We start from the raw sequence: 17,222 nt of genomic DNA on the forward strand, positions 1-17,222 counted from the left end.
TCTTTATTAAAAAACGTAATTCTTATTAAAAATATTCAGGAATCTATACCGTTTCGGAATGAAATTATTTTAAATTTAATGATTTAATAAATTTTATTGATAAAGAATAAGATTGCTACCTAATTTAACGGCGCTTGACAATATCCGATCATCCTTTTATCTAACCAAACGACCAAATCAAACTAGCCTAAGTTATGCACAAAGCCTGCTTGAAAAAGTCGAAATAAGTGATTTGCAAAATACCTATCCAGCCAATATGTCAGGTGGTGAGATGCGTCGTATTGCTATTTTACGGGCGCTGAGTTGTCATCTGAAAATAATTATTGCCGACGAGCCAAACAGCGATCTTGACCAAGAAAGTGCAACTGAAATCATGCAATTACTTAGCGAAATTCATCAACAAGGCACCGCCTTATTGATGATTACTCATGATAAAGATGTTGCCCGTTATAGCCGAAAAATCATGAAAATGTCAGTAGGGCGATTACTTGACTAATGCATCATATTGGCAATTAAAAGGGGAGGGCTAGCTGACTGACGACATTAATAACGGATTACAGCCCATTTCAATCATAATTTTATTGAGTTTTAATAACGGCAATCCAACGAGTGAATGAATATCATCGCCTTCTAGCTTATCAAACAGGGTAATGCCAAGTTCATCACATTTAAAACTGCCAGCACATTGCAAAGGCATCTCTTTGCTAATGTAGGCATCAATTTCTGGATCAGTTAAGTGCCGAAAGGTCACCTTAAACGGTTCGCAAATGGTGGTTTGTTGTTGTGTTTTGGTGTTAATTACCGACATGCCAGTATAAAAATAGAAGGCTTTACCGCTGCTTTGTCGAAGCTGTTGTCGGGCATTATCAATCGTATGCGGTTTGCAAACCATATTACCGTCTAACACGCCGACTTGATCCGAACCAATAATTAAACTATCAGCAAATTGCGTCGCTAATGATTGGGCTTTTTGTTTTGCTAGCCGAACCACCAATTGCTGGGCTGACTCACCGGCTAGCGGTATTTCATCGCATATAGGGGGCACACACTCAAAAGGGATGGCTAATTTTTCGAGCACTTTTTTACGCGATGCTGATGTTGATGCTAAAATGATTCTCATTTTTGGTTTTCTCTTAAAATTCAGGCTGAATGATGTGCATTAAAACCGATATGAACATAATAATCAACCACCTGTGGTACAACCAGTAGGGTAATTGGACATGCTTTACCAGTATTGTTTTTCACTTCTTTTATTAATTGCTTGCCGATGCCTTGTCGTTGATAATCTTTAACCACCGCGAGATCGGCTAGATAAGTGATATAAACAAAATCCGTTAAACAACGCGCAATACTAATCAGTTTATCATCATGCCAAGCAGTTACAATAAAATTGGTATTATCTAATATAGCTTGAAAACGTGCAGTGACAAAAAAATGTGATGGCTTGTTCGAGTGTTGGTTTGACATCAAAACGATAAATAATGCGACTCATGCTGATCTTTATCATAAATCGAATAAAAAATAATTAAGGATTACATTTAAAATGCGTATCATAGTGACTAAGTCAAACATCTTTTATCTATCATTGAATATATAATCGAAACATTGAAACTATAACAAAGCAAGGGGGGAGTTATGTACAAAAAAATTTTGGTTCCTATCGATGTGCTTGAAGAAGAATTAACTAAAAAAGTCATCCCACATGTAGAGTACTTAGCCAAATTGTCTAATGCCGAAGTTATCTTTTTTCATACATTACCAGTTGCATCAGCTATTGTGAATGCTTACTCCTTTGGTTTTGACGAATTTAAGGATAAAGCCACAGTGCAGACAGAACAGCACTTGCACAAACTGATTGACTCGATTAATTTACCACGTGAAAATTTATCGTTTTCTATTGCATTTGGTCATCCAAGGGATGAAATTCTCCGCTTAGCGGAAGAAATTCAACCTGATTTAATTATTCTAGGATCACGCCGTCCTAATATCTCAACGCATCTTTTAGGATCGAATGCGTCAGGTGTAGTACGTGGTGCTAAAACTGCGGTATTGGTGATCAGGTAGAAGAGTCTTTTAAGAATAAAATACTTAAAATCAATATCCTATCTGCATTGTTTTTGGGGATGGTCGCAGGTATCAAGTGTTATAAGATTCGGTGAGCATTTTTATACGATGATAACGCCCGAATTAAGGGAGGATATATGTCCTCCTTTTAATAAACCTTCTGAGAGATATTCACAAAGTGGAGTTAGCAAGGCTAACTTCTTTTCGTTTCTTGGTTATCGACACATTTTAACGGTCGATTCCGTATTTGGTTTGGGATTGGGTGTTTTGCTGGCTTTTCGTGTTTCTATAAAGGTGTTCAGGTAGTGCATTGATTTTATTCAATTTTTTATTTCAAAGTTGTTATAAAACTAAAATAAAATCAATTGCATACCTAGCTGTTTCCCCGCTTTCTCTACTGATGTTTTACAATAAAACAGCAGTGAATTTGTTTATTACGCTTAAAATCAAGTGATAACGTTTTATGGGTAATTTCTTGATAAGATAACCCTAGGTTTTGCATACCAACACTATCCATTTTAAAACCACGCTTATTATTCGAAAAGATAATAGTCCCATTAGGTCTTAATAGGCGTTTAAGATCGGTCATTAATTTTAGATGGTCACGCTGTACATCAAAAGTATCGTTCATGCGTTTTGAATTTGAAAATGTCGGCGGATCGATAAAAATTAAATCGAATTGCTCATCAGCCTGAGATAAATAAAGCAAACAATCGGCCTGAATTAATCGATGCTTTTTACCGGTTAAACCATTTTGTTTTAAATTACGATCAGCCCATTCCAAATAGGTGCGAGACATATCGACTGTAGTGGTTGATTTTGCGCCACCAAGTCCAGCATAAACCGTTGCGCTACCTGTATAGGCAAATAGATTTAAAAAGTCCTTGCCGGCACTCATTTCACCAATCATTTTTCGCGCTAAACGATGATCTAAAAACAAGCCGGTATCTAAATAATCGGTCACATTGACCCAAAATGTGGTTTGGCGCTGATTAATTGGGTATTCATGTACTAAAAAATAGTCCTGCTTTTGCCCTAATTTTTGATATTGCTGTTTGCCTTTTTGCTTTTCACGCGTTTTTAATACTAGCTGATCGGCGGTAAGCTCAAGTACTGATATGGTCGCATTGATAATATCAAAAAGTCGCTGGCGCGTTTTTTGTGGGTCGATGTTTTTTGGTGCGGCGTATTCTTGCATGACTATTTTATCTTTGTAACGATCAATAGCGACGTTATATTCAGGCAAATCCGCATCATAAAGTCGATAGCATTCTAGCTGTTCTTGAGCAGCCCATTTTTCTAACTTTTGCTTATTTTTGCGTAATCGATTAGCAAAATCGGCAGCTGGCAACGTTGGATTATTGATTGGATTTTCAGTGTTACGCTGAGCAATGACATAATTTTTTTGTATACAGTCCAGTGGACCATTTTTGGCTTTGAATTGTCTGTCTGCTCGCATTTGTAAGCAATCTAATAACTGCGGTGCGCCGCTAAATAGCGATAATTTCCACCCACCAAAATTTTGTTTAATTTGCCGACCGAGAGCGGTATGTAAAGCAATAAGCGCAGGCTCACTTTCTAGGCGTTCACCATAAGGTGGATTACTAATAATCATGCCTGTTGTTTGTGCTAGTAATGGATTCATTAATTGCGTAACATCTTGCATCGAAAACGTAATTAAATCCCCCACACCTGCTTGGATGGCATTTTGTTTGGCTCGTTCAAGTACTGCTGGGTTATTATCGTAACCAATAAATGGAGTATTGGGTTTGCAAACATTTTGTTTAGCTGAAAATAACAGCGAATTCCACAAAGTAGGCTTAAATCCTTTCCAAGCAAAAAATCCCCATTGTTTGCGTTGTAATCCCGGTGGAATTTTTGATGCAATCATCGCCGCTTCAATCAATAGCGTGCCCGAACCACACATTGGATCAAGTAGGGGTTCATCACTTTGCCAACCTGAACGCATAATAATGGCAGCAGCAAGGGTCTCTTTTAATGGTGCTTGCCCTGTTTGCTGGCGATAACCACGCTCATGTAAGCTATTACCACTCAAATCTAAAGACAGTGTAACACGGTTTTTATTTAAATAAGCATGAAACCGAATATCAGGATCTTGCTTCGCCACATTAGGGCGTTGGTTGGTATGACGTAAAAAATGATCGACAATGGCATCTTTGATCTTAAGCGCACCATATTGGCTATTACGAATAAACTCGTTAACACCAACAAAGTTAATCACAAAAGTGTTATCGACAGCAAAAATATCAGTCCATTTAATATTAAACACGCAAGAATAGAGATCTAAATCACTATAGATATCAAATTCGGCTATTGGCAATAAAATGCGTGATGCTAAACGTGACCATAATAGTGATTGATATAAAGTTGTTTCGTTGGCATCAAAATAGACACCGCCTTGCGTAATTTTACAATTGGTTGAACCAATTTGTTCTAACTCTTTTTTTAATAACTCTTCAAGCCCGCGAGATGTGCTGGCAAATAGCGTTTTCATGCATAATCCACTTTACAATAAAATTGCAGGCATTATACCGACTAATTGTAATAGTGGGAAATAAAGGCTGAATTTAACAAAAATATTGTTTAATGAGTGATAATAATTTTGTAAGGAAGTTTAATAAAATCTATACATTTAAGTACAGATAAAATTTGTAATATCCCATCAGTTTAAAATAGGCGAGTAAGATCTCGCGTAAATGTTTGTTAATGATTGCATTTAGTACTGAAATAATAATGGAATCACCTTGTAATTTAGTTGGCTAGCCGATTTTGTGAATGTTTGATTGATATGCTAGTTATCATACGTTTTAACTGTTTTAATAAAAAGAGACTGCGAAGTCCCAATTCATCACCAAACGGTATAGAATCCTGAATTATTTTTACATGTGTGGTATCAGAAGGCACGATTGCTATTTGCAGTGAAGACGATCAAACGCATTTGGTAAGTAAAATGGGTATGAAACGTTAATCATGCCCAATTGCATAGTTTAAATCTACAAGGCAAGTTCCACAATCGACGTTAATCAAAATAAGTTTAGTAAAAACCGAGCATCTCAAACATTAATAAAATATCGATTCAGCGTTAATGATTGTACAATGTTTAATGGGTTTTATTGTACCTTTAATAATGTCACACAGTAAGGAAGCTGACTGTTTACCCATTTTAAACAAAGGTTTACAAATTTTGCATAAACTATCTAACTCATTGTATTTAAGTTCTTTAGATGCACTAAAATACGATATCGTAAGCGGTTTAGTGAGATTTGCTTTACTTTCATTGGCTTGATGTAATGCTCCCCAAACCATGCTATCAGGTGATCGATGGTGTTGCTCTTTAAAATGATTTTCGTGTAAGTGATTTAAGCTAAAGTTATCGGCACAAATCACAGCAGTGGGTGATTTTGTGCCATTTATTAATTTTTTGATAGCCGATCTAGCATGTTGATAGGTAAAGCAGCCTTGAATAATATACCTGGGTTCGATAGTAATATTTGCGCGTAACAAAGCTTGCTTATAACCCTGCTGCAAAAGTACTGAATTCATCGTTTTGTCATCATTAAGTAAAATGGCAATTTGGTTATGATGATTATCAATCAAATATTGCGTCATTTGATATCCAATGAATAAATGGTCAAAGTGAACACAAACAAAATCAAGTGAAAAATGATTAACTAATACAATCGGTGGTAATGTGCTTTTGTAAGAGAACAGTGTTTTTAAGTAGGGGGCATCATTGATAATAATAATCCCATCAAAGGCATTTTGTGCCACATAACGAATAATATGATGGATATCACTTTTTCTATTATAAGGAAACTGCAGATAAAACAGTTGATACTGTTCTTCTTTTAAAACTTGCTCTAAACCAATATTGATTAAGCTTTTTGAAAACAGTTGGTTATCAATAATTAATATCTTTTTACTGTTATGTATTGGTTGATAGGGGTTGAGATTTTTTGATGTGTCCATATTTAACGCTTCAATCGCTTGATAAACACGTAACTGAGTTTTAGGCGATGTTAAATGTGGCTTTTTTAATGCTCGAGAAACTGAAGCAACAGAAATATTAGCTTTTTTGGCAATCGTTGATAGGGTAATTTTTGTCATAATCACGCTTAAAAGTGGATTAAAGTGACTTATTACTTTACCGATATTAGATTGATTTGTAAGCGATCAAATTTTGTTTTGTCGATCTATGTTCCAAAATATCTATGACAGATATCTAAAGAAGTTTAAATGGATATGTTTTATTAAAGCTATGGCATAAGTAATATAACCATGTTATATAGTGTGGACGATCTACTTGAATAAAAGAATGATTATTAAAAATTTAGGTACAGATTAGTGTTTTATTCTATTAACAAAAAAGATAGAATCAAGCCATACAAAATAAGATGGATAAAAGGAATTTTATATGAAACTGAAATTTTTATTGGCTGCAATTTTATTTATGTTTAGTTATTGTGCCTGGGGGCAATTACTTGATATTAGCCCTAAATATCGTGGTGAACCATTTTTTATGAGTGTTGATATGCACCAATTGCAACAAGATTGCGCTAGAAACGAAGATGAATATCATCAACTCGATAAAAAAGAAAAGCTAAAATATGATAGCCGTTGCCCACTCAACAATTTGAAATTTGATTTTAAACAGTTAGATAAATTAATTGATGATGATCCTATTGTCTATAATGGTAATGATTTTCAACTAAAATTAAGCATTAGCCCAATTAATCCTAAGAATAAAAACGAGGAAGATTTACCTCATTCAGGGCGAGATATTACGTTATCTTTAATCAGCAAAAATCAGGTAATTGATAAGCTTTTTTTAGCAAATAATTCTTTTTCTAATAATCCTACTCTTTGGAATGGCTATCAGCATTACTACATTGCCCCAAGTGGCGATATTTACACATTATTGTCAATAAAATCAGAACCGATTGAGTCTGAGTCAGGGACGTTTCCTACATTATGGAAGCATTACAATATTGACTCGAGTAATATGAAATTTGGGCTTAAAGAGATGCAAATCAACATGCCAGAAGCAACTTATCAAATTATTTATCCTAACCAATTTAATACTAAATTTCACGAAGGCGCTGTTGAATATGGTTTAACATTAGAAGAGTCCATTGCACTGTTTAATCAATCAGCTAAAAATGGATCTTCTGATTATAGTCTTGATTTTAGAGTCTATCGTTATTATCAAGATCAGCTAAAAGAGAAAGTAAAGCAGCTTGATAATAAAAAACAACAGCAAGATTCATTGCTGGCATTAAAACAAAATATAAATACAGCGTGTTTAATTACACCAGCGCCGATTTATGAAAGTGATATTGAACCTTATTTAGACAAAGTTTTGACTTGCTTAATTGATCAACATCGGCAGGCAATCAAACATGTGGAAGATGAGTTAGCCAATTAGTATTATTTGGCAATCAATATAATAATTAAGTATAAATTTTATTAGTAAAAGATAATTCGTTATTGGTGAAGACTAAAAAATCATCTTATTTGTTTAAATAGTCAAATAACCTGTGAAAATATAAACTGCTAAATTCATTTTCGAGTATTATCCAACAAAGCCATCTTAATGATGGCTTATCGTTTTAATGTTCATAATCACAGTCAAATTAAATCTATTCATCTAATGCTATTGTCATGTATCTTTTTCCGCTATCTTTGATAATAAAGTGATATAATTACCGCTAAATTTTTTATTGGGTTTATAAATATGTCTGCATGGAATATTGCTATTGTGGGGGCGACAGGCCAAGTTGGCTCTGCGCTAGTTGAGTTGCTACAGCAACGTAGTTTACAAGACAGTAGTCTAAAAATTGAAAATCTCTATCTAGTGGGTAGCGATAACAGTGCTGACGAAATTGTTCGTTTTGCTGGCAAAAATTTAACAGTGATTGACAGTACACAAATGGACTGGAGCGAGTGCCATTTTGCTTTTTTTGTTGTTGATGCTAAAACCAGTGAAAAGTATGCGCAAGTCGCAGCAGAATCGGGGTGTGTAGTGATTGATGCAAGTGGTTATTTTGCTCAGCAAGATCATATTCCATTAGTGGTACCTAAAGTTAATAATAGTGTATTGACCGAATACCGTAATGAAAACATTATCGCCGTTGCTAGTGCCACAGTGTGTCAGTTGTTGCGTTGTGTTGCTTCGTTAACTGATATGGAATTATTAACAAATTTACATGCGACTAGTTTTATCCCAGCATCATTGTATGGCAAATCTGGCGTGAATGAACTGGCAGGGCAAAGTGCCCGCTTGTTAAATGGTATGCCGGTTGATAATCAACTATTTGATAAGCAATTAGCTTTTAATTTATTACCGGTATCACACGAACATCACAATGCAATACTTGGAGAAAAATCCCAAGTTGATCAAATCCGTAAAGTATTGAGTAATTATGAACTTCCTGTTTCTATCGAGTCAGTGATTGTGCCCGTGTTTTATGGCGTGTCACAAGCCATTAATGTATCAAGTAGTTTGCCAATTGAATTAGATATGGCACGCTTTGGTGAATTTGGTGTTGAAGTGCAAGGCGATAATTTGCCAACGCCAGTGACCGAAGTGAGTACCGAATCAGAACACAATTTGGTTATAAAGTTGGCAAATCTAAGACACAGTTATGGTCATTATGAACAAATTCAATTTTGGTCAGTAGCCGATAATATTCGTTATTTAGGGGCATTGATGTTAATTGAGACGCTTGAGATCCTCATTAATGACTATATATAAAATTGCCCTTGGTATTGAATATGATGGCAGTGGTTATTTTGGCTGGCAACGCCAGCAGTCTGTCGATTCTATCCAAGAAAGGCTAGAATCTGCGTTATCCATTATTGCTAATGAGCCAATCAACGTATTTTGTGCGGGTCGAACCGATGCTGGCGTGCATGCGACAGGACAAGTTGTGCATTTTGAAACCCAAGCTGAGCGCTCACCGAGTGCTTGGACAATGGGGGGTAATTCGCATTTACCGGATAATATTGCAGTGCGCTGGTCACAAATAGTTGAGGATAGTTTTCATGCAAGGTTTAGTGCGACAGCTCGACGTTACCGTTATGTGATCTATAATCATCGCTATCGTCCAGCTATTTTAGCTAAAGGGGTGTCACATTATTATTTGCCATTAAACGAAATATTAATGCACCAAGCTGCGCAGTATTTATTAGGTGAAAACGACTTTTCATCATTTCGAGCAGCTCAATGCCAATCAAGAACGCCTTGGCGCAATATTCATCACATTGAAGTGACAAGGCAAGGTACATATATTATTGTTGATATTAAAGCTAATGCATTTGTGCACCATATGGTACGCAATATTGTGGGGAGTTTACTTGAAGTTGGTGCGGGTAATCAGCGTCCAGAGTGGATTGATGAACTTCTGCAAGCTAAGGACAGAACGCAAGCCGCTGCAACAGCAAAACCGGAAGGATTATATTTAGTTCAGGTGGATTATCCATCCGAATACCAAATACCCGATCCGAGTTTAGGTCCATTATTTTTAAAATAAGCAACGTAGTTTAGCAATAAATTCAATTTAGAACAAAAGATGAATGTCATGAATACTGATCGAACAAGCACAAACAGAGATTATAAAAATCAAGATACGAAAAAATCAAATCTGCACAATATCAAGCTTCCACCGCACTCAATCGAAGCTGAACAAGCGGTGCTGGGTAGCTTGATGCTTGATAATCAACGTTGGGATGCGGTATCTGAAATGATCACTGAGCGGGATTTTTACTCGCGTCATCATCAATTGATTTTTTCTGAAATGCATACCTTGGTCAGCAAAGGGACACCAATAGATTTAATTACCCTTTCAGAAAGTCTTGAAAGTAAAGACCTATTAGCCGATGTAGGTGGTTTTGCTTATTTGGCGGAGCTTTCTAAAAACACCCCAAGTGCGATTAATGTTGTTGCTTATAGCGATATTATTCGCCAACAAGCGATTTTGCGCGAATTAATCAGTGCATCAAATGATATTGCTGATAACTGTTATGCTACCGAAGGGCGCGATAGTACCGAAATTTTAGACTTGGCGGAAAGTAAAATCTTCCAAATTGCTGAAAGCCGGACTAAACAAGGCGAGGGTCCAAAAAGTATAACCGAAGTGTTAGAAGCAACGGTTGCTAAAATTGAAGAATTGTTCCAACGCCCGCATGATGGTGTGACAGGGGTTTCAACTGGTTACATTGATTTAGATAAAAAAACGGCTGGTTTGCAACGTTCCGATTTAATTATTATAGCGGCAAGGCCATCAATGGGTAAAACCACATTTGCCATGAATTTGTGTGAAAATGCTGCCCTAGAGCAAGAAAAGCCTGTATTAATATTCAGCTTAGAAATGCCATCAGAACAAATTATGATGCGTATGTTAGCGTCACTTTCGCGTGTTGACCAAACCCGAATTCGGACAGGGCAACTACAAGATGATGATTGGGCAAGAATTTCAAGCACTATGGGCTTATTGCTGGAAAAGAAAAATATCTATATTGATGACTCATCTGGCTTAACGCCAATGGAGTTACGTTCAAGAGCCAGACGTATTTATCGTGAGCATAAAGGGTTAAGTATGATTATGGTCGATTACTTACAACTTATGCGCGTGCCGAATATCTCTGAAAATCGTACCCTAGAAATTGCCGAAATATCGCGCTCACTAAAAGCTTTGGCAAAAGAGTTACAAATTCCTGTCGTTGCACTATCACAGCTTAACCGTAGCTTAGAGCAACGTGCTGATAAAAGACCGGTTAACTCAGATTTACGTGAATCGGGATCTATCGAACAAGATGCCGATGTGATTATGTTTATCTATCGTGACGAGGTGTATAACGAAGCGTCTGAACATAAAGGTATTGCCGAAATCATTTTAGGAAAACAACGAAACGGTCCAATTGGTAAAGTACGATTAAAATTCCAAGGTCAGTTTTCACGTTTTGATAATTATGCAGATAACAGTAAATACCTAGATGATGAGTAAAAATTAAAAGTAATAAGCATCAATAACAGCGTAAATAGGTTTACAACTCTATTTACGCTGTTGTTTTTATCGCTATTAAAAAGCAGTTTTAATGGTAGTTTCAAAAATTACTTTAACGGTGCGCTTTTTTGTGAGCAACAAACTGGTAAGTTTGGGCAAATAAAAAAAGAGTTGCTTGTAAAATAACGATACAAGCGCTGGTTGACGCATCTACATAGTAACTTATCAAGGTGCCCATCACCGTTGAAAATGTCGAAACCAATACGGCAATCACTAGCATCCATTCAAAGCGTTTACTTAACGAAAAAGCAGTGATGCCCGGCGCTATCAACATCGCAATAACTAAAATCATCCCAGCAACTTTTAATGATCCTACAATAGTTAAAGCCAAAACACTCAACAAACCATAATGTAGTAGCTTAACGGGCAGCCCTACAACTTTAGCTTGCACTGGGTCGAAGCAATAGAGCATCAGATCACGGCGTTTAATAATAATTAAAAGCGACACAATTACAGCAATGATGATGATCTGTTTAAGCTCGTCATAACTGGTGCCAAGCACACTACCAAATAGAATATGATTTAAATGTTGCGACGTATCCACCTTAGAAAATAATACTAAACCAAAAGCAAACATCCCTGAAAACACAATTCCCATGACCGTATCTTCTTTGATTCGGCTGTTTTCTTTAATGTAACCTGTTGCAACTGAGCAAAATAGGCCTGAAGCAAAAGCACCAATGATAATAGGAATACCTGCTACATATGCCAGCACAATGCCGGGTAAAACCGCATGCGAAATCGCATCGCCCATTAACGACCAGCCTTTTAACACTAAAAAACAAGATAGTAGGGCACACACAATACCGGTTGCTAACGAAGCGAAAATTGCGCGCTGAATAAGAGGAAGAGTAAGCGGATAATAGATATATTCCCAAAACTCTGTCATACCTGCCTCCTTTTATTTAAACGGCTTTGGCGTATCCTAAAGCGATTTACAATTAACCCTCGCTGTGGAGCAAATAAGAATGCAGCAATAAATATTAGCGTTTGCAACGTAACAATAACGCCACCAGTTTCGCCATTTAAAAAGTAACTGATCCAAGCGCCAATAGCACTTGTTATAGCGCCAATTAGAACCGAAATAATCAATAAGTACGAAAATCGATTAGTCAATAAGTAAGCGGTTGCTCCAGGTGTAACAACCATAGCAATTACTAAAATGGCGCCAACAGTTTGTAGTGCTGCAACGGTACAGGCGCTTAAAATGGTAAAAAATAGGATTTTTAACGGTAGTGGTTTTAATCCAATGGATCGGGCATGGGTTTCATCAAAAAAAACCACTAACAAATCTTTCCAAAAAAAGAAAAGTAATATAAATGACACCAAAATAATAATTTGCACTTGCCACATATCACTATCATCAATCCCTAGAATATTACCAAATATAATGGTTTGCGCATTGATTGATGTTGGATTAAGCGAAATAATTAACAAACCGACAGCAAAAAAGGTTGAAAAGATAAAACCGATAATGGCGTCTGCTTTTAATCGTGTAAAGGCTCGCACGAGCGTAATTGCTAGTGCAGCGAGTAATCCAGTAAAAAACGCACCAACAGAATAAGGCAACCCCAACGCATAAGCCCCGGCAACCCCAGGCACAACGGAATGCGAAAGCGCATCGCCCATTAGTGACCAACCTTTTAACATTAAAAAAGCCGATAAAAAAGCACAGGCAGCACCGACAATACTACTTACCCAAATTGCTTTTAACATAAAACCATAGGTGAATGGTTCAAGTAACAGTTCCATTTATTATTGCCCTTTTGGTTCATTATCGTGAGGGTCAACCAGCAAATCTCGATGAGGTGAATCATGCTTACCTTCCCCATAAAAAATTGCAGCACGTTCATCGTCGGTTAAGATCGATACTTTACGAGGATCTTCATCATCATGCAATTGTTCGCCCGATAAACTCAGGTAACGCAGGGCACCACCAAAGGTAGTCATTAAATTTTGTGGTGTAAAGGTTGTTTTAGTTGGACCAAAGGCCAAAACAGTTTGATTAATTAATACCACGTGATCGCAAAATTCGGGTACACTGCCTAAGTTATGAGTTGAAACTAAAATCAAATGACCTTCTTTACGCAGATCTTTCAACAGATCAATAATGGCATTTTCAGTTTTAACATCAACCCCAGTAAAAGGTTCATCTAACAACAGCACTTTACCTTGCTGAGCTAACGCTCGAGCTAAAAATACCCGTTTTTTTTGCCCACCTGACAGCTCACCAATTTGACGATGTTTAAAATCGAGCATATTGACGCGCTCAAGGGCAAGATCGACTTGTTTTTTATCCTCTTTACTTGGAATACGCAAAAAGGACATATGTCCATATCGCCCCATCATGACCACATCTGATACGAGCACAGGAAAATCCCAATCGACTTCTTCGGTTTGTGGCACATAGGCAATGATATTTTGTTTTAAGGTCTGCTTAACTGACATATCATTAAATGTGACATGACCACGAGTTGGACGAACCATCCCCATAATGCTCTTAAATAATGTCGATTTACCGCTACCATTAACGCCGACTAACGCGCAGATAGTGCCACCATTTAAGCGAAAGCTAGCATCATAAATTGCGGTATGACCATTATTATAAGTCACGGTGATATCATCAACATTCAAGCAAATTTGAGTCATTATTTTTCAAATCCTTTAGCGATAGTTTCAACGGTCACTTTTAGAAGATCAATATAAGTGGGTACAGGACCATTTTTAGTTGAAAGCGAATCGACATACAAAACGCCACCATATTTAATATCGGTTTCTTTGCTAACTTGTTTAGCGGGTTTATCTGAAATAGTACTCTCACTAAAAATAACAGGAATATCATTTGCTTTAACTAAGTCAATTAAATGCCTAACTTGTTGAGGGGTACCTTGTTGCTCAGCATTGATAGGCCAAAGGTATGCTTCTTTGAAATTATAGTCGCGAGCCAAATAGCTAAACGCGCCTTCACTGGTAACTAACCAACGTTTGGCGTCAGGAATTTTAGCTAAACGCTCACGTAATGGCGCATCAAGTGCTTTGATTTTAGCAATATAATCGGCCGCATTTTTATTATAAATCGCCGCATTTTGCGGATCATATTTAACAAACGCCGCGCGAATATTTTCAACATAGGTTAAAGCCAACGTTGGTGACATCCAAGCATGCGGATTTGGGTTTCCTTTATAGCTGCCTTCTTGAATTGGCATCGGCTCAATACCTTCTGTTACGACAATCGAAGGGACATCTTTGACATCTTCAAAAAAACGTTTAAACCAAAGTTCTAAATTAAGACCATTCCATAACACTAAATCGGCGGAAAGCACTTTGGTAATGTCTTTCGGGGTGGGATCGTATTCATGAATTTCTGCACCGGCTTTGGTAATTGACTCAACCTCAGCAGCATCACCAGCGATATTTTGTGCGATATCTTGAATAATGGTAAAGGTGGTAACCACTTTAAATTTTTTTTCTACCGCATGGGCTGATGCGCACACACCCATCACAATAATCAACGAGGCTAAAATAGCGCTTAAAATTTTCAAAAAATTGAACTTCATTAGCGACTCCTTGCGTTTAACATATAACCAAATAGCAAGACACGAATGATCATCCGTAACAAATCAAGAAAATATCTTTTTATTTCATTACTTGTAATGATGAAACATGATGACTAAGTCATAATAATAATTAATTTAAATGTTAATGAGAATTATTATTATTTGATAAATAAAAGTCAAATCCTTTTTAAAACTCACTATTTCTATTAACTGGTTACCTAGTTATGCCTTTAATTCATTTTATATAAAACTAAAATAAATAGTAGCTAATTCCATCTATTTAAATGATAGTTACAGTAGAAAAAAATGATCAAATGAATTGGCATAAACCACATATTTTTAATTATGTGGTTTATGGATTTTAGGGAAATGTGAATGTAGTTTTATTGGTAAATCGGTAATTTAGAAAGAAAAACGATATCCTCCATTGACTTGTAATAAATCAAATCGGCTACCCGGTGAGCTTTCTAAATCCAAATAAATATTATGTTGTTGATTAAACTGTGCAGTTATACCTACCCCATTATTCCACCAATTGCCTTTGAATGAATGTTTTTCTTTACTTGTATTTAATTTATAGTAAGTATCACCATTAAATTCTCTAACAATTCCTGTTTTAGCATAGATATTGATATTATTGTTGACTGAATTGATCTCGTATCCAAATAATGCTGATGCTCGACCAATTAACGAATTATAATTGCCTAATTTTACTTTAAGTCCGTTGGTAGCATTAATTGATGTAGCATTTTGGTGACTGTAAGATAATTGAGATTGGGGTTCAATATAAAAATCATTCAATTTAAATTTCTGACCTAGCTCCAAAGATAAACCAAGCCCATTGGTATGACCTGTTCCTTGAACATGATTATTTGCTGTATCTTTAACCTTAAAGTGATTTTTTTGACGAGCATATTTAGCAACACCATCAACATAAAATCCGTCATTGTTTAAATAAGTTGCGTAAAGACCAGTATTAAATGATTTTAAAGATCCATCCCCTTTGCGATAATCTGGATCACCATAAGTTTGTCCAACAAAAGCACCGACTACAAAAGGTGAGTCTTCAGATAACTGTTTATCTGCACCAAATTGGAATCCATGATAGCTCATATCAAATTTACTTAATTTACCGCCAGAAAATGAATCCAACTTACCAGAAAAACCGCGTAACCAAACATCGCCAAACTGCCCACTAGTTCGCATATCGCCAAGACGTTTTAACAGAGTTTGAGTTTCGACATAACTCATTAAGTAATTACTGTTAAGAAATCCTACACTAGCCATTGCCGACGAAGTAATAGGATTAGCAGTTAATACATAATTGTTCCCCTCTTTGTTTAAGGAATATTGATAACCACCAAGTTCAACATTATGATTTGTTTTAAATTCAGCAGTACTTGTGGCATTATCATCAATTTCGACTAAAGTTAATTTTTCTTTACCTGTGGTATTAGACGCTCCATTATTTGTTAAATTTAGGGTATGAGTTCCCTCTGCTGATATAGGGCGGTTTGTGTCAGCTGATTTTGAAATAATAATTTTATCGCTTTTTTCAGCAGTAATGTTGGTACGTAAATCAAAACTTGATTCACCTTTTAAATTCTCAATGGTTAACTCTCCATAGTTACCATTAGAATTATCATTAACAAATTTTATCGAACCTTGTCCTGATAGTTCGGTAAGATAAGAATCTTCATCGGTTATTTGCCAAGAAGCACCTTTGGCAAGATTCATTTTTATAATTCCAGTGGCATCAGGATCACCTTCATCAGGATCGCCAAATCCTGACACTCTACCTACAATTTTGGAACCAGAAGCCAAATCTAATATAATTGTTCCACCAAGACTTGCATCGATATCGCCATTAATTATTGATTTATTATTAATTTTCAGCACCCCATTTTCAATAGAAATAATATTACCATCAATAACTGATTCGCCATTTAATGTTAAATTTCCATCAGAGATAAAAATAGCATCAGACCATTCACGATCGCTAACACTCAATGTTGTTTTTCCATTAACGATGACAGTTGAATTTCCCAATAAAGAAATTGCATCAGAATCATGTCCTTGCATATGAATTGTAAGATCACCATTAAAAATGGTGCTAGATGATACAGAGTTATGTAAAAAAACATTATCTATTCCAGAAATAGATGCTCCATCTTCTGTGCGATTCGCTTCTCTTTGGATATTGATTGTGACATTTTTTTCAAAAACAGTATTGCTGTTAGCAAATATACTGATACCTGATGTGATTTCTCCATGAACTTTATTTAAATCGTGAGTAACAGGGACATTAATTTCATCAGTGTAGGTTTGAGTTCCTTGTAGTTCAAGTGCATTTACTGCTAATGGTGTGGCTAGGGTTAATCCTAGAATTATTTTATTTTTCATCTAATAATTTCCTTTCTTCTATAATTAATAGCAGTCTAACAATAAAACAATTGCTATACAATAATTAGCCTTAATAGAATTGTTACCTTGTAGATTTTTAACAATACCATTA

The 17,222-nt window shown here is 36.1% G+C and carries 15 protein-coding genes; 6 read left to right on the forward strand and 9 right to left on the reverse strand.

Going from position 1 to position 17,222, the window contains the following annotated elements; all coding sequences use genetic code 11:
- Window positions 1-112: 112 nt before the first annotated feature.
- On the forward strand, window positions 113-496 hold the full coding sequence (locus tag A9G24_RS05130; protein ID WP_065638070.1) for an ATP-binding cassette domain-containing protein: 384 nt from the start codon (window positions 113-115) through the stop codon (window positions 494-496).
- 30 nt (window positions 497-526) lie between these two features.
- Here the strand turns inward: A9G24_RS05130 and A9G24_RS05135 are convergent, their stop codons facing one another.
- Window positions 527-1,120 carry a Maf family protein gene (locus A9G24_RS05135; RefSeq protein ID WP_065638071.1) on the reverse strand — a complete coding sequence of 198 codons (594 nt, stop codon included), beginning with the start codon at window positions 1,118-1,120 and terminating at the stop codon, window positions 527-529.
- Between the two features lie 20 nt (window positions 1,121-1,140).
- Window positions 1,141-1,467, reverse strand: coding sequence for a GNAT family N-acetyltransferase (locus A9G24_RS05140; protein ID WP_065638072.1), 327 nt, complete (start codon window positions 1,465-1,467; stop codon window positions 1,141-1,143).
- Between the two features lie 168 nt (window positions 1,468-1,635).
- Between A9G24_RS05140 and A9G24_RS05145 the strand changes: the two genes are divergently transcribed.
- Window positions 1,636-2,064 carry a universal stress protein gene (locus A9G24_RS05145; RefSeq protein WP_065586492.1) on the forward strand — a complete coding sequence of 143 codons (429 nt, stop codon included), beginning with the start codon at window positions 1,636-1,638 and terminating at the stop codon, window positions 2,062-2,064.
- A 394-nt stretch (window positions 2,065-2,458) separates the two neighbouring features.
- Here A9G24_RS05145 and rlmKL read toward each other — a convergent pair whose 3' ends face one another.
- Together rlmKL and A9G24_RS05155 are read right to left on the reverse strand one after the other, a co-directional pair.
- A complete protein-coding gene (gene rlmKL, locus A9G24_RS05150; protein WP_065638073.1) occupies window positions 2,459-4,579 on the reverse strand; it encodes a bifunctional 23S rRNA (guanine(2069)-N(7))-methyltransferase RlmK/23S rRNA (guanine(2445)-N(2))-methyltransferase RlmL in 2,121 nt (706 codons plus the stop codon).
- Between the two features lie 566 nt (window positions 4,580-5,145).
- Window positions 5,146-6,192, reverse strand: a complete 1,047-nt coding sequence (locus tag A9G24_RS05155; protein WP_065638074.1) for a LacI family DNA-binding transcriptional regulator — start codon at window positions 6,190-6,192, stop codon at window positions 5,146-5,148.
- 307 nt (window positions 6,193-6,499) lie between these two features.
- On the opposite strand from A9G24_RS05155, the gene A9G24_RS05160 reads away from it, so the two are divergent.
- The 4 genes from A9G24_RS05160 (at window position 6,500) to dnaB (ending at window position 11,090) form a co-directional block, all read left to right on the forward strand.
- Complete coding sequence (locus A9G24_RS05160; protein WP_065638075.1) at window positions 6,500-7,510, forward strand: hypothetical protein; 1,011 nt, start codon at window positions 6,500-6,502, stop codon at window positions 7,508-7,510.
- Between the two features lie 309 nt (window positions 7,511-7,819).
- Window positions 7,820-8,839, forward strand: a complete 1,020-nt coding sequence (locus A9G24_RS05165; RefSeq protein ID WP_065638076.1) for an aspartate-semialdehyde dehydrogenase — start codon at window positions 7,820-7,822, stop codon at window positions 8,837-8,839.
- Window positions 8,826-9,617 (forward strand): tRNA pseudouridine(38-40) synthase TruA, encoded by a 792-nt coding sequence (truA, locus tag A9G24_RS05170; protein ID WP_065638077.1) that lies wholly within the window; start codon window positions 8,826-8,828, stop codon window positions 9,615-9,617. Before A9G24_RS05165 ends, truA begins: the two co-directional genes overlap by 14 nt.
- A 48-nt stretch (window positions 9,618-9,665) precedes the next feature.
- On the forward strand, window positions 9,666-11,090 hold the full coding sequence (gene dnaB / locus A9G24_RS05175; RefSeq protein WP_065586522.1) for a replicative DNA helicase: 1,425 nt from the start codon (window positions 9,666-9,668) through the stop codon (window positions 11,088-11,090).
- A 112-nt stretch (window positions 11,091-11,202) separates the two neighbouring features.
- Here dnaB and A9G24_RS05180 read toward each other — a convergent pair whose 3' ends face one another.
- From A9G24_RS05180 to A9G24_RS05200, 5 genes are all read right to left on the reverse strand, one after another.
- Window positions 11,203-12,039 (reverse strand): metal ABC transporter permease, encoded by an 837-nt coding sequence (locus A9G24_RS05180; RefSeq protein WP_065638078.1) that lies wholly within the window; start codon window positions 12,037-12,039, stop codon window positions 11,203-11,205.
- Window positions 12,036-12,902, reverse strand: coding sequence for a metal ABC transporter permease (locus A9G24_RS05185; protein ID WP_065638079.1), 867 nt, complete (start codon window positions 12,900-12,902; stop codon window positions 12,036-12,038). The genes A9G24_RS05180 and A9G24_RS05185 overlap by 4 nt, the downstream gene beginning before the upstream one ends.
- A gap of 3 nt (window positions 12,903-12,905) precedes the next feature.
- The gene (locus tag A9G24_RS05190) at window positions 12,906-13,799 is read right to left on the reverse strand and encodes a manganese/iron ABC transporter ATP-binding protein (RefSeq protein WP_065638080.1); all 894 of its coding nucleotides are present in this window, start codon (window positions 13,797-13,799) and stop codon (window positions 12,906-12,908) included.
- A complete protein-coding gene (locus A9G24_RS05195) occupies window positions 13,799-14,650 on the reverse strand; it encodes a metal ABC transporter substrate-binding protein (RefSeq protein WP_141673083.1) in 852 nt (283 codons plus the stop codon). The genes A9G24_RS05190 and A9G24_RS05195 overlap by 1 nt, the downstream gene beginning before the upstream one ends.
- A 459-nt stretch (window positions 14,651-15,109) precedes the next feature.
- Complete coding sequence (locus A9G24_RS05200; RefSeq protein WP_065638082.1) at window positions 15,110-17,110, reverse strand: autotransporter outer membrane beta-barrel domain-containing protein; 2,001 nt, start codon at window positions 17,108-17,110, stop codon at window positions 15,110-15,112.
- Window positions 17,111-17,222 lie beyond the last annotated feature (112 nt).

The sequence above is a fragment of the Gilliamella sp. App6-5 genome (assembly GCF_001690525.1).
In the GTDB taxonomy this organism is placed as follows: domain Bacteria; phylum Pseudomonadota; class Gammaproteobacteria; order Enterobacterales; family Orbaceae; genus Gilliamella; species Gilliamella apicola_H.

Coding starts and splice junctions, on each gene's coding strand:
- A9G24_RS05135 (WP_065638071.1), bottom strand. CDS start 1,120: ATGAGAATCATTTTAGCATCAACATCAGCATCGCGTAAAAAAGTGCTC.
- A9G24_RS05140 (WP_065638072.1), bottom strand. CDS start 1,467: ATGTCAAACCAACACTCGAACAAGCCATCACATTTTTTTGTCACTGCA.
- A9G24_RS05145 (WP_065586492.1), top strand. CDS start 1,636: ATGTACAAAAAAATTTTGGTTCCTATCGATGTGCTTGAAGAAGAATTA.
- rlmKL (WP_065638073.1), bottom strand. CDS start 4,579: ATGAAAACGCTATTTGCCAGCACATCTCGCGGGCTTGAAGAGTTATTA.
- A9G24_RS05155 (WP_065638074.1), bottom strand. CDS start 6,192: ATGACAAAAATTACCCTATCAACGATTGCCAAAAAAGCTAATATTTCT.
- A9G24_RS05160 (WP_065638075.1), top strand. CDS start 6,500: ATGAAACTGAAATTTTTATTGGCTGCAATTTTATTTATGTTTAGTTAT.
- A9G24_RS05165 (WP_065638076.1), top strand. CDS start 7,820: ATGTCTGCATGGAATATTGCTATTGTGGGGGCGACAGGCCAAGTTGGC.
- truA (WP_065638077.1), top strand. CDS start 8,826: ATGACTATATATAAAATTGCCCTTGGTATTGAATATGATGGCAGTGGT.
- dnaB (WP_065586522.1), top strand. CDS start 9,666: ATGAATACTGATCGAACAAGCACAAACAGAGATTATAAAAATCAAGAT.
- A9G24_RS05180 (WP_065638078.1), bottom strand. CDS start 12,039: ATGACAGAGTTTTGGGAATATATCTATTATCCGCTTACTCTTCCTCTT.
- A9G24_RS05185 (WP_065638079.1), bottom strand. CDS start 12,902: ATGGAACTGTTACTTGAACCATTCACCTATGGTTTTATGTTAAAAGCA.
- A9G24_RS05190 (WP_065638080.1), bottom strand. CDS start 13,799: ATGACTCAAATTTGCTTGAATGTTGATGATATCACCGTGACTTATAAT.
- A9G24_RS05195 (WP_141673083.1), bottom strand. CDS start 14,650: ATGGGTGTGTGCGCATCAGCCCATGCGGTAGAAAAAAAATTTAAAGTG.
- A9G24_RS05200 (WP_065638082.1), bottom strand. CDS start 17,110: ATGAAAAATAAAATAATTCTAGGATTAACCCTAGCCACACCATTAGCA.